We start from the raw sequence: 13,569 nt of genomic DNA, 5'->3' as shown, positions 1-13,569 counted from the left end.
CCTATCATACTCTATCTGCTGATAATTTTCATCTTTGGGAAACAATGAATGATAGAAATTTAACCTTATCTATCGTGAGAGATTGTTTTAGAACTCTTGTAATTCATAGCATACTCCGCTAGAATTGCTAGTGATGACAATTCTAGAGAAGGAGTAATTATGACAACAAAACAATTAATCGTTAGCTCTTTTGCTCGATTCACAGAGCTTAAAAATGCTAAAAATGTATCATTTGGTAAATCATTAGTTTACCTCTTATGCCTAAGTATACTGATGGCATTACCTATTTCATACCAAATTTTTCAAGTACTAGACACGATCAAATCAGATGGGCAAAAAATTGCGTCTGAAATACCAGATTTTACGATCCATGATGGACAAATCGATTCCACAACAAATGAAGGGTTCATTTATCAAACAGATTCGATCATCTTTACCTTTGACCCAGAAGGAAAACGCACTCCCGAAGATATCTCTTCTGATTTGATAGGGAATTTCCTAAGTGTCGGCCTTTTAAAAGATAAATTAGTGTTAGCTTTACCAAATTCTGGCACGACCTCAGCATTACTGAACAATAATCAATTTGAACTCGAATATACGAATAGCGCATTAAAAAATCTGACCGGAGACAGTTTACGTAGTACATTAAGTGAAGCAACGATCCCTTTTTGGATCAAAGCACTAGTGTTTTTGATCTCCATCTATCCTAGCTTTTTAAATTTGATCATCACTCTACTTATGGCAAACTTTGCAGCGTATGTTTATGCAAGATTGCGTTTAGCTAAAGTAACCTTTCTTGATTGTCTAAAAACGATGATCTACGCGATTTCATTACCAACGGTTATCGCAACAGTACTAATGATCTTTTTACCGGCTTTTGATACAACAGCCTTTATTGCATTTGCCGGCATATTCATTTTTGCTCAAGCAGTCAAAGGTTGGCCAAAAATGCAATTACCAAAACAATAAAAAAATCGCTGGAAGAGAAGCTCTTCCAGCGATTTTTTTAGTACCCTTCATTCAAGTCGATTTCATTTACTTCCAACTCTTTGTTCTCAATATAAGATTGTAGGTTTTTCAGAAAAATATCCATGAACTTTGTTTGGAAATGCGGTGTCTGACCTGCAATGTGAGAGGTGATCAAGACATCTTCTCTTTCCCATAGTGGGCTGTCTTCAGCAAGTGGTTCTTCCTCAAATACATCTAAAGCTGCAAAAGCTAATTCTCCATGCTCTAACGCTGTGATCAAATCAGCCGTTTTTACAGAAGGACCACGACCTACATTGATGAACACCGCCTCTTCGTCAAACGCTTCAAATACTTTTGCATCAAATAAACCTTTTGTTTGATCTGTCAAAGGCAAAATATTCACCACGATCGTTGCTTTCGGCAAGATTTCTTTTAAGCGATCAAGTGGGTATGTCTCTTTGAAGCCCTCCACTGGGTGTCCAGAAGTATTGATTCCGATACATTCCAAACCAAAGACACTTGCATGTTGTGCTAATTTTTTCCCAATATGACCAGTGCCGATAATCAGTAGTTTCTGGTCTTCTAATGCTTGGTAATGGATCGCTGAACCTAGCCATTCTTTTTTGAGCTGCGCTCTTTGGGCCTGGAACAAACCACGAGAATAACCTAAAATAATGCCCATCACATGCTCACTGATCGATTCTACATGGATACCGCTAGCATTAGAAAGTAAGATCTCTTTATCCGCGAATTCATTCAACGGAAGATTATCTACCCCAGCAGAAATCGATTGGACCCATTTTAAGTGATCAGAAGCGAATACTTCTTCTTGGTACTCTCGATTCCAACCGATACTAACCTCTATCTCAGAAAGTTCGTCGGATGCTACTTCTGTTTGAAATGAATAGTCCGGTGCTATTTCTTTCATTTTTTCGATAAATTCTTCCCGAAACGGACGTACTGAATAAATAATTTTTTTTGTCATCACACCCCATCCTCTCTAGTTATCAGTCTAGCTTAAACCGACAAAAGAATGAAGCAGGATGCACTTCGTCGCTTGAACGACTTTTTCCTATAATCAAATTGGACGATACGGACTTGAGCCTATGTTGATTGCAAAAAAAGCCTAACTACTCCGAAAGCATTTGAAAAATGCCTTTTGATTAGTTAGACTTATCTTTTTTAAGACTGAACGTTTCTTCACACCTTAGATATCTGTTGTTTCTTGGAAATGATACGTTGGTTCATCTAATTGCGGATCATAATCAACAATCAGATCATATCCTTTGAAAAACCAATCATCGGCTTCATCAATAAAGAATAATAGACCATCGATCGTTTCTTTTTTGATTGGACGTTCCGGTGACTCAACAGACATACCGATTGAAAATCCCTCATGCACATCTGTTTTTCCGTATACTTTCCCAAAAAAACGGATGCCGTAATTTTCAGGTAGATCTACTTCACTTTGAAACCATTTTTTTGCTTTGTCCGTTACTGTTAATTGCATGTGATGATCCCCTTTTTATTGATTCATTTTATCATCGAGTATATCTACATCTTCTGTTTCTCCGATAACTAGTAAGTTGTCATTTTCTCGCACATATTCATCTGCGGCTGGTGAAACAACAACGGAACCGTCGAAGCGACGGATCGCAACTACAGTCAAATCAAAACGCTGTCTGAAATTTAATTCGGCTAACGTTTTGTTGAAAAACTTCGGATTTGATACGCGAATCTCCGCAAGAGAAAAGCGATCTGATAACTCTAGATAATCCAAGATATTTTTGGAAACGAGATTGTGGGCGATCCGTATTCCCATATCTCTTTCTGGATGAACGACTCGATCTGCCCCGATTTTTTCAAGCACTCGGGCATGGTACTCATTTTGTGCTTTGGCTAAGATATTCGGCACACCCATTTCTTTGACCATCAAAGTCACTAAAATACTTGCTTGGATATCTTCGCCAATTGCAATGATCACATGATCAAAATTTCTGATCCCTAAAGAACGTAAGGTCATTTCATCCTGTGCATTCGCAACAACTGCGTGTGTTGCGATATTCATATATTCATTCACTCGGTCTTCACTGCTGTCGATGGCTAATACTTCTTGACCAGCTTCGACAAGTGTACGACAGATACTGCCGCCAAAACGACCAAGCCCTACGATTGCAAAATTCTGTTTCACTTTTTCCCTCCTTTTTCCATTACGCTTCAAGTATAGCAAAGCCACTCTAAAAACAAAAGTACTCCAGCTTTGCCTCGATCAGAAAAGAATGATTTCAATTTATTCCTAGTTGAGAAGATGACTATTTATGAATCAAAGGGTCTAATTTCTTTATGCTCTAAAAAGTACGGACAATCACCAGTTGATTTTTTACAACAAGTATCCTAAGAATACATTGACTGAAACAAAATAAATGAACAATCCAGCAATGTCTTTGATCGATGTGATGATCGGTGCAGAACCAGCTGCTTGATCAATATTCAATTTCAGCAAAATGAATGGGATCAAGAAGCCAAGTGCAGCAGCTAAGGTCATTGCAAAGACCAGTGAGATGCCCACAGCTACACCTAATAATGGAATCCCTTGCCATACGGAAGCAACGATTCCAGAGACGATTCCTACGACGACCCCTAAACTTAAACCAATGCCTGTTTCTTTTAAAAAGTGCTTAACAAATGTATTGAGATCGATGTGACCTAAAGATAATCCACGAACAAAAACCGTTGAGGACTGAGTCCCAACATTTCCTCCCATATCCATGATCAAAGGAATAAAAATAGCAACAGCTGCAACTGACTCTAACGTTTGCTCAAACTCATCGATGACTAGACCTGCTAGCATCCCTGCAACCAATGTGATGGCTAAGAAAGGCAAACGAACTTTCCAGATTTGCCATAAGCTACCATTGATCAGCACGGTACTACGGTCGGCTTCTACAGAGGCGACATCTGCTAAACCCGCTGCATTGAAGATATCCTCCGTTGTTTCTTGTTCTAAGACATCGATGGCGTCATCTACTGTCACGATACCGACTAGCCGTTTCTCTTTATCGACGACCGGAATAGCAATCAGATCCAACTCTTGCAGTAAATGGGCAGTTTCTTCTTGGTCTGTATCTGTAGTTACATAAGCAACATGCTTGATCATGATTTCTTCAATAAGCTGATCCCCTTCTGCAATGACTAGATCTTTTAGTGAAAGAACACCTTCAATTTTTTTCGCCATATCTGTCACATACAAAATATAGATTGTTTCCATTTCTTTCGCTAATCTTCTGATTTTATGCAGTGCTTCTTCTACGGTCATTTCTTTTTTGATCGAGATGAACTCAGTCGTCATGATCCGTCCGGCTGTCTCCTGTTCATAGCCCATCAATAGATTCGTTGTTGTGCGCTCTTCCTCAGAAAGCTCTGCCAATAATTTTTTAGTTACACTTGCTGGTAATTCGTAAAACAATCTTACCCGATCATCCGGAGCCATCTCATTGACAAAATCGATGACGCCCTCATCTGTAAAAGAACGAAGTAAATGTTGTTGGACAGCTGGCTCAAATGTTTCGAAGATTTCGAGCGCTTTTTCTTTTGACAATAACCGAAAGACAATTACTTGTTTATTTGAAGGTAATGTCACAAATAATTGGATCAATTCTACTTTCTCGATCGTTGCTAAATACTCTTTCAACTCTTCCAGTTTTTTCTGCTCAAGATAATTAAGAATCGTCAATTGTGTTTCCTGGTTGGCTGTATCATTCAATGTTCTCATATCGCATTCTCCTTTGTTACATCGTTTTTTCGATATAAACTTGTTGGATAGATGGATTCGTCTGGGAAAACATAGAATACATAAAAAGACGGCCTCCAAAAGAAGCCGTCTCATAAGATCCCATCATTGTGGTTCTAGTGTTTACCTGAACGAACTTCTCGTCTGAGCTTTAGCACTAAAAGACGTAATTCTGGAATATCATCCAGATAGCTACGTTAAGCACGCCTTAAGCCGACGTTGCCTGTTATACCCTGTGGCGTCTCTCGACGTTTAAGGGCAGTAGCCTGTGTTCTTTTAGGAGCCTCACCTAACAAGTTTTTATAATTAAACCCTACAGGTAAAATTGGTTTTTGTCAATAAGAGGATTAGCATTTGATAAAATAATCTCAAATATAGCTAATCAATTTCCCAGAAAGTAAAGTTCCGCTGATTTCATCTATACTTTTACTTTACTAATCCGTGTTTGAACGCATAAATTGCCGCTTGCGTGCGATCTTCTACTTCTAACTTGGCCAAGATATTAGATACATGTGTCTTGACCGTTTTTAAAGTAATAAACAATTCATCGGCAATTTCCTGATTGCTTTTTCCTTCAGAGATCAACATAAGAATCTCATTTTCACGATTGGTTAAATCATCATGCAAGATCGGCTCATTGCGTCGACTCATTTTTTCCATCATTTTAGTAGTTACTTCAGGTTCAAGTACACGTTCCCCTCTTTGGGTCGCGCGAATCGCATCAGCGATCTCATGCGCTGTGGATGTTTTGAGTAAATAACCTGTGGCACCAGCTTCAATGGCTGGATATACTTTTTCATCATCGATAAAACTTGTAACGATGATGATTTTTGCTTCTGGCCAATCTTTTAAAATCGCTTTGGTCGATTCGATCCCATCCATTTCTTCCATCACTAAATCCATCAAGATCACATCTGGGCGAAGTGCCATCGCTTTTTCATAGCCTTGTCGTCCATCTTCAGCTTCCCCGATCACTTCGATATCTCCTTGGATCGACAAATAGGAAGAAACGCCTAAGCGTACCATCTCATGATCATCGACTAGCAATACCTTTATCATTTTTCCGCCTCCTTCATCAAAGGAACTTTGATTTCTACGCTTGTCCCTTGTCCTTTAAAACTAATGATTTTTACTGTTCCACCAATACCCGCTACACGTTCTCGAATATTATTTAGACCATAGCTACCGGTTTTTGTTTCATTCATGTTAAAGCCCGTACCGTCATCGATCACTCGCAATAAAAGATTGTTATCGATCTTATGCAGATAGACTTCTAGCTCATTTGCTTTCGCATGTCGTAATGTATTGGAAAGTAGTTCTTGCACGATCCGGAAAAGATGATCTTCGATGGAAACAGATAACGAAATATCTTCAACATCCCATTTCAATGCAATCTGGATCTTGTTTTGTAATTCTTTCAATAGTTGTTCGATTCCTTGCTTCAAACTCTTTTCTTCAAGATTGACTGGACGCAAGTGAAGAAGCAACGCACGCATCTCTGACTGTGAAGCATTGATGATATCCGCTACCATCCTTAATTGTTTACGAAACATTTCTGGCGTATCACTTTTTTCAGCCTGTTCTGTCAACGCAGACATCATCATCATGGCTGCAAATAATTGCTGGGAAACCGAATCATGTAATTCACGAGCTAAACGATGTCTTTCTAATTCTAAGATTTCTTCTTTCGTTTGTCCATCCACATACTGAGGACGACTCGTCAATATTTGGAGCTCACTTGAAACCTCGATCATTTTTTCTTTGATCTTAGTGATTTCTTTTTCAATTTCTTTGACATATATATCGTCCGATGCGCTCGGCAATGAATCGTTTAACACTTTTGCCTCATAATTACCAGAAGAGAGTGCTCGCAATTGTTCTTCGATTTTACCATACCGTGCTTTTTGTAAAATAGAAACGATCAAAAAAACAATCAAACCGACACCTGAAGAAATCGCTAATAAGTGAAATATCAATGGGACGTATAAAATTCTAGCACTTAACAAAGTACGCCAAAAATGAGTTTGATTGCTTGCGTAAAAATAAGTAAAAAACGAAAATAAAATGACGATAAATGAGGCAATCGAAGCATAAATAGCTAACATCGGTCGAGAGAGTTTCTCTATCATGCTCGAATCACCTCAATATCCCCAAGTAGTGTGTTCGTAATGATCTTCAAACGACGTGGATTTTCATCGTAATCGTTGCTATAGATTTTGATCGACTCATTCTTCAATGAGAATTGTTCTTCTTCAAATTGGACGTTTCCTACTAACGTTGCGTGTTCTAAACTGATCGCAATCCCTAGAGGAACCAAAATACGCGTTCTGCCAATGCCTTTTCTAACAATAACGATGTTATCATCTTTAGGTAATAAGGTATTTCCTAAATCGATGATCGTATCACCTGAAATAAGAGAGATATTGATATCATCCCATTCATACACATCATTGCCGATCCGTTGGTTACCAAATAATTGTTGTTTTTTTCGTTCATTATTGTGAGATTTTAATTGCTCTGTTTGGACCATCACGATTTGCTTTTTTCGCCAAAAAGCATTTTTCGTTAGATCGATGCCTGAAATCTCCACACCTTTAAGACCAATGAACAAGACAGCAAAGACTGCCATTACCCATAGCGCTGGACTGTTGATCAAACTGAAGAAAATAACTAATCCACCTAGTACAAATTGAAAATTTTGAAAACCAGATCTCGGTGATTTTCGCAATGCAAGATAGATATTAAAAATACCAAATAAAACTAATAGTAATAACTCAACATTATTTACGATCTGCCAAACTGCAAAGATCAAAAGTAATGCTTCTACTACTATAAAAAAGCGCCAAGAGCTATTCATCGCTATTTTCCTTTCTATTTCATTCTCTTTTTTATCATACCTATTTTTGTTTCGATATGCTATAGGACTTTAGATGTAATATCCTTCTTATAACAAAAAAGGCCTGGGACTTTGAGTCATGATCCCAGACCTTTTTGTTTAGACAGACGCATGGATCTGTGCCTGAAAATTTACTTATGCTTGCGCGACCTTGACGATTTTTACTTGCATATCGCCACCAGGTGTTGAAATCGTTACTTCATCATTTTTATATTTACCGATCAAAGCTTGTGCAATTGGTGAGTCGTTTGAGATCTTTCCTGAGAATGGATCTGCTTCGGCACTTCCTACGATCGTGTATTCTTCTTCTTCGCCATCTGGCAATTCGATGAAGGTCACTGTTTTACCAATAGACACTTCGTCTGAATCGACGCCATCGTTATCAATGATCTGTGCAAAACGGATCATATTCTCGATTGTTGTGATGCGTCCTTCTACAAAGGCTTGCTCATCTTTTGCTGCCTCATATTCTGAGTTCTCAGATAAATCACCAAAGCCACGGGCGATTTTGATTCGTTCAATGATCTCTCCCCGTTTAACTGTTTTTAATTCTTCTAATTCTTGTTCTAATTTCGCTTTTCCTTCAAGCGTCATAGGATATACTTTTTCTGCCATGTATAACTCTTCTCCTTTATTCTATGGAATACCGCAAAAGGTAATCTTTTACGGACTACAGTCCAAAAAAGATTACCATGCTTTTTCTAAAATGTAAATGTTTTTCTAAAAAATAAATAAAGATCTATTTAGCGTTCTTTTTTAGCTATTTACGTATTTGTGTACTAACTCCATATGCTCTTCATAGGTCTTTGCAAAATAAACCTCACCTGTAGTGATATCTGCAACAAAATAATAATAGTCGTTTTCTGCTGGTTCGATCACTGCTTGGATAGCTGCTTCACTCGGACTGTTGAATGGCCCTGGTCCATAGCCCGTATTCGTATAAAGATTATAAGGCGAATCAACAGCTGTATCTTCATACGTCACAAATTCTTTGTGTTCGCCCAACGCATATAGAATAGAAATATCTGATTGTAATGGCATCCCGATATCGATCCGGTTATAGAATACTCTTGCGATATTTTTACGATCTGATTCAGATACCCCTTCTTTTTCGACCAATGAAGCAAGTGTCAACACTTCTTGAACAGTATGGTTTTGCTGTTTGATGGTTGAGAAATAAGGCTGCAACACTGTATTTGTTTTATTGACCATTTGGATGATCAAGTCTTTGAGTGACATATCTTTATAGTAATCATAGGTCGCAGGGAATAAATATCCTTCTAAGCGATATTTAGCATTTTCTGCTTTCGCTGCACTTTCTAATAGTTCTGGGAATTTTTGAGTCAACTCATTGAAAAATGATTCGTTTTTTAACAGATCCAAAAACTCTTGTTTATCTTTACCAGTGACCTTAGCAACACGTTCTGCAATCTGTTCTGCATCGATCCCTTCAGGTATCGTGATCTTCCCATCTGCTACTTCCGTTGGTTCGGATGTGCCACCTTCTTGGAGCTGTTTCCCTATTTCATCTAATGTCATGTTCGGCGCCAGTTGATAAAAGCCAGCCTGGAAGCCAGTCATATTCTTAAATTTTGTATAATAATTAAATACGATACCGCTTTTGATGATCTGGTCTTGTTCTAAAATCTCTCCAATTTGCTTATTTGAAGAGCCGCTAGGTATTTCGATCGAAACCAATTGATCATTGTTTGAATCTAAAGGTTTTAATCCACTATCGATATAGCGATATACCGTAAAACCAAATACACATCCAATAATTAGCAACGTAAGCGCAATCACTAAAATTATCTTTCCTACGATTTTATCTTCTTTTTTACGCAGGTCTTTTCGTTTACTGACTACATCTGTCGAATCAGTTGCATCCTTTTGTCTTCGTTTCTTCTCATCTGGATGTTGTTTGTTTTCTGACAAAACAACTCCTCCTTACTATCAACTTCATAACTTTATTCATTATACATGAAATTTAGGCAGAGGTGAATTATTTTTAACAATTCTTATGTCAAAATTGTAAGTAGTAAATCAACTCGATTCGACTTAAAATAAAAAAATAAAACGATTTTTATTCACAAAATAACAGTAATCTGCTTATTTTCATCAATAAGCTCTTACAAAAGAGAGGATTGATACATTTGAAAAAAAGAAAACACGTGGAAAGAAAAAGAACTACTTTATTTTCCTTTCCCCAAAAAATATGCCTATTTGTTTTAGTCATCACTATTGGAATCATTTCGTGGACTGTCTATGAAAAAATCCAAGCGAAAGTATCAGCTACGATTCAAGTGACGAATGATTCACTTGATTTGACTGATAACGAACAAGCGCTTGCTGATCAGATCGATCAATTATTACAAAAAAATAAATACGTTGGATCTGTCTACATTCGTAAAAACGATCGAGTGATTCTGGAAAAGGGCTATGGATACGCTAACGAAGAAGCACAGCAACCTAATACTCCCTCTTTGTACTATCAAATCGGTTCGATCCAAAAAGCGATGACTGCTCTGCTGATTTTAAAACAAGTGAATAGTGGAAAGCTTTCTTTAGATACGAAGTTAGCTGAATTTTATCCTCAAATCAATGGTAGTAAAAAAATCACGATCAAAGATTTACTATACATGCGGTCAGGATTAAAAAGAACCGCTTCGCCGACCGTACCGATGAATGACCAAGAGGTGATTCAATTCGCTTTGAATCATCTCGAATATACCAATGACCAAACGTATAAATATGAACCTTTGAATTTCACTTTATTAACAGGTATTTTGATAAAACTGACTCATCAACCATATGAAAAGCTGATCTATGATGAACTGATTACTCCTTTACAGCTAAAACAAACCTCTTTTTATGATCAAGTCAAAAACACTTCAGAACATGCGGTCTCTTATCAAATGAGTCCAGACGATGATTATCATCAAGCTTTGACTGAATCAGAGACAGATATTCGCAATGAATTAGGCACTGGGAATATCAGTATGTCTGTCTATGATTTAAATGAATTTTTTACAAAAGTATTAAAAGGGAAATTGATCCCGAAAGACTTGCTCTTTTCTCTTTGGGGAGAGAACTCGAGTGGGCGTCCCTATAATGGCGGAGTCTATAGTGCAAAGGATACGATATTTGCGCAAGGAAACATCAATCGTTTCCATGCTGTATTAGCAATGAAAAAAGATACGTCTGACGCGGTCGTGATGGAAAGTAATATCCAAGCAGATAAAAAATATAAAACAACCGCCACCGATCTAAGAGATCAAATTTGTAAATTGATGGGAAATAATGAATAGCCTATTTAAGTATCATCAATCATAGTGAAATAAGAACGAATAGAACCTTATATCAATCAGCGTTTCTTGATACAAGGTTCTATTCATTTCATTCGTTAAACTGTTACGTTTTATGCTTCAATTGAGTTGATCTCTGTAGCTAAATATTTTCTCATGCCATCCAGTATACCGTGTTCAGGATGATAACCCAGTCCTGATAATTTCGTGATATCGGCTAAAGAATCGTGGATATCTCCTGCTCGTTCCTCTTGATAGTCTAACAATAATTCTACTTCAAGAATTTGATCGATCGTCTGGATCAATTCTAGTAGCGTTGTACTCTTCCCAGTTCCAACATTGAATTGTTGTCCTAATGCTTTTTCTTCTTTTGAAACAAGTAACAAAGCTTGCACGACATCTTCTACGTAGACAAAATCTCTTGATTGACTGCCATCTCCGAATAAAGTAAATGACGCTTTTTCACCAGCCAGTTGCTTTTTGTAGCGGTCAACTAAAATCGAGATCACACCACTATATGGTGAATTTGGATTTTGATTTGGTCCATATACATTGAAGAAACGTACCGCAGTTCCTGGCACATTATACAGATGACAATAATCTAATACATATTGTTCTGCAGCAAACTTATCGATGGCATAAGGTGTCAACGGACGAATGACTGATTCTTCTTTTTTCGGTAGTGTTGGCTCATCTCCATAGACAGCTGCGGAGGAACTAAAGACGATCCGTTTTAAATTTGGTTGATATTTACGGATCAATTCCAACAACATCAAGACGCTATCAAAATTCACTCGATGCGTTTCCAATGGACGTTCAACAGAATCCGCGACACTGGCTACAGCTGCTAAATGGAAGATATAATCAAATTGTTGCGTGCTTAATAGTTCTTCCATTGTTTTTTCATCAGCTACGTCGCCTTCAACAAAGGCAATGTTTTTAGTGAAATCAAGATTTTCTTTATTTCCCATAGATAGATCGTCAATGACAACCACTTTATTATTTTCACTCAAATGATTGGCTAGTGTAGAACCGATGAAGCCGGCTCCTCCTGTTACTAAAATAGAATTCACTTGAACTCACTCCTCTATTTCTGATAGTTTATTTTCTTGAATGCACAATGCGTTTAGCCGTCTTTAAAAGACCTTTTACGATGTCCATATTAACAAATAATAAAGCAATTAAGCAAATCAATTCTAATCCAATCAACAACAAACCATCAAATAAAAAGATCAATGCCACTTGAGCAGCTAAAACTACATGATTGACCACGATATTCCATACATTTATTTTTACAGTGATGAATTTGCTTGTATCATAAATTCGAATCATCCAACCAACAAATAAGCTGATCATTGAAGCAAATCCGACACCTATCAAGCCAAAAGATGAAATAAATAGGAAATTAAGAATGACACTCAGTAACCCGGAGATCAACGAAGTATTCATTAATCCCTTTGTTTTCTTTTCTGCAATATAAAACTGTCCGTAAAAACCAATAAACCCAGAGTAAATAGCAGAAATCAATAGGAATGGCGTAACTTGCCAACTGATGAAAAATGAACTTTGGACTAAATTACCTAAAATCCACTTTAAAATCACCATGATTGATGAAGCGGTGAAAAACAGTAAAAATGAGTAATACTTAAATATGTTTGCATGAAATTCTCCACGAGACTCTGAGTCTCGTTCATCCACAAGGGAAATTTGCCATGCTTGTGAAAAGACAGATTGCATCATAGAGATAACTGAAGGTATTTTATTAGCGACAGCATAGATACCATTCGCACTGACTCCTAGAAAATACAAAATAAAGTATCGACTCGCACTATTTACAAACCACCATAACACGTCGTTAGGAATAGTCGGAATCGAGAAAATCAGCATTTCTTTCATAAATGATTTATTAATAAGCTTAACGGAAAAATCTTTGAAATATGGAGTAGTCACTGCTAAATAGATGAATGAGATTATTTCTGCAAGTATCAATGATATCAAATACCCATTCAATCCCATTTTTAGCACTACAAGGAAGTAGATGTTCAATAATCCGATTGCTAATGTCTTGATCATCCCATTAAAAGCGAAAATACGTACTTGGCCATTTCCTCTGGCAAACTGTGCAATGATTTGTGTAAATACTTGAAACGCTAGCAAAAACATAAAAGCTAGAAGTATCTGATCAAAAGCACCAGTCATTGCCATTAATGGATAACATAAAGCTGTAATAATGATACCGATTATCGCAATGATCGTCGCATTCGTTACGACTGATTTTTTATCTACATCTTTATCCAATGCAAATCTTAAAACTGCGACAGAAATTCCTCCTGATACAATTGGGATCATCAAGCTGACTGTCGTTGTTACTAAGTCAACTTTCCCGTATTCTTGTGTAGTTAGATAATATGTATAAAGCGGGACCAATACGAATGATATCAGTTTACTTCCTAAATTACCTACTGCAAATATAAAAGAATTTCCGACTAATTTTTTGTATTTACTCATACTTCTTATACGACCTTTCAGAATAAATTTGAGTTTGAGTTTATGCTATGACTGTTCAGTATATTTCCGAAGAAATCATTTTGACACACCCGTGGATCAAGTTT

Annotated in this window: 13 protein-coding genes and 1 riboswitch; of the genes, 2 read left to right on the top strand and 11 right to left on the bottom strand. The window is 37.2% G+C overall.

Translation table 11 applies throughout. The features are described from left to right. The first annotated feature begins 159 nt into the window (after nt 1-159). Entirely contained in the window at nt 160-969 is an 810-nt protein-coding gene (locus DOK79_RS10650) for a DUF1189 domain-containing protein (RefSeq protein WP_206858303.1), read from the top strand. 37 nt (nt 970-1,006) lie between these two features. On the opposite strand, the gene DOK79_RS10645 is transcribed toward DOK79_RS10650, so the two are convergent. From DOK79_RS10645 to mltG, 9 genes are all read right to left on the bottom strand, one after another. Further along, the gene (locus DOK79_RS10645; protein WP_206858301.1) at nt 1,007-1,954 is read right to left on the bottom strand and encodes a phosphoglycerate dehydrogenase; all 948 of its coding nucleotides are present in this window, start codon (nt 1,952-1,954) and stop codon (nt 1,007-1,009) included. A gap of 222 nt (nt 1,955-2,176) precedes the next feature. Next, the gene (locus DOK79_RS10640) at nt 2,177-2,479 is read right to left on the bottom strand and encodes a HesB/YadR/YfhF family protein (protein WP_206858298.1); all 303 of its coding nucleotides are present in this window, start codon (nt 2,477-2,479) and stop codon (nt 2,177-2,179) included. Between the two features lie 15 nt (nt 2,480-2,494). Beyond that, complete coding sequence (locus DOK79_RS10635) at nt 2,495-3,160, bottom strand: NAD-binding protein (protein ID WP_206858275.1); 666 nt, start codon at nt 3,158-3,160, stop codon at nt 2,495-2,497. Between the two features lie 189 nt (nt 3,161-3,349). After that, nucleotides 3,350-4,741 (bottom strand): magnesium transporter, encoded by a 1,392-nt coding sequence (mgtE, locus tag DOK79_RS10630; protein WP_206858271.1) that lies wholly within the window; start codon nt 4,739-4,741, stop codon nt 3,350-3,352. Nucleotides 4,742-4,888: 147 nt separating this feature from the next. After that, nucleotides 4,889-5,063, bottom strand: a riboswitch (M-box (ykoK) riboswitch). Between the two features lie 122 nt (nt 5,064-5,185). Then, nucleotides 5,186-5,818 (bottom strand): response regulator transcription factor, encoded by a 633-nt coding sequence (locus DOK79_RS10625; RefSeq protein ID WP_206858255.1) that lies wholly within the window; start codon nt 5,816-5,818, stop codon nt 5,186-5,188. Beyond that, nucleotides 5,815-6,888, bottom strand: coding sequence for a two-component system sensor histidine kinase LiaS (liaS, locus tag DOK79_RS10620; protein ID WP_206858251.1), 1,074 nt, complete (start codon nt 6,886-6,888; stop codon nt 5,815-5,817). Before liaS ends, DOK79_RS10625 begins: the two co-directional genes overlap by 4 nt. Then, nucleotides 6,885-7,616 carry a cell wall-active antibiotics response protein LiaF gene (gene liaF / locus DOK79_RS10615; RefSeq protein WP_206858249.1) on the bottom strand — a complete coding sequence of 244 codons (732 nt, stop codon included), beginning with the start codon at nt 7,614-7,616 and terminating at the stop codon, nt 6,885-6,887. Before liaF ends, liaS begins: the two co-directional genes overlap by 4 nt. 174 nt (nt 7,617-7,790) lie before the next feature. After that, entirely contained in the window at nt 7,791-8,270 is a 480-nt protein-coding gene (gene greA / locus DOK79_RS10610) for a transcription elongation factor GreA (RefSeq protein ID WP_206858238.1), read from the bottom strand. A gap of 141 nt (nt 8,271-8,411) precedes the next feature. Next, nucleotides 8,412-9,587 carry an endolytic transglycosylase MltG gene (gene mltG, locus DOK79_RS10605; protein WP_206858235.1) on the bottom strand — a complete coding sequence of 392 codons (1,176 nt, stop codon included), beginning with the start codon at nt 9,585-9,587 and terminating at the stop codon, nt 8,412-8,414. A gap of 218 nt (nt 9,588-9,805) precedes the next feature. On the opposite strand from mltG, the gene DOK79_RS10600 reads away from it, so the two are divergent. Next, nucleotides 9,806-10,960, top strand: coding sequence for a serine hydrolase domain-containing protein (locus DOK79_RS10600; protein WP_206858226.1), 1,155 nt, complete (start codon nt 9,806-9,808; stop codon nt 10,958-10,960). 110 nt (nt 10,961-11,070) lie between these two features. Here the strand turns inward: DOK79_RS10600 and DOK79_RS10595 are convergent, their stop codons facing one another. Beyond that, nucleotides 11,071-12,030 carry an NAD-dependent epimerase/dehydratase family protein gene (locus DOK79_RS10595; RefSeq protein ID WP_206858224.1) on the bottom strand — a complete coding sequence of 320 codons (960 nt, stop codon included), beginning with the start codon at nt 12,028-12,030 and terminating at the stop codon, nt 11,071-11,073. Nucleotides 12,031-12,058: 28 nt separating this feature from the next. Continuing rightward, nucleotides 12,059-13,465: a lipopolysaccharide biosynthesis protein gene (locus tag DOK79_RS10590; RefSeq protein ID WP_206858217.1), complete on the bottom strand. Its 1,407-nt coding sequence runs from the start codon at nt 13,463-13,465 to the stop codon at nt 12,059-12,061. Nucleotides 13,466-13,569 lie beyond the last annotated feature (104 nt).

Source organism: Enterococcus sp. DIV1094 (genome assembly GCF_017316305.2).
In the GTDB taxonomy this organism is placed as follows: domain Bacteria; phylum Bacillota; class Bacilli; order Lactobacillales; family Enterococcaceae; genus Enterococcus_B; species Enterococcus_B mangumiae.
Note: the sequence above shows the minus strand (reverse complement) of the source record. Positions and strands in the feature narration are given on the sequence as shown.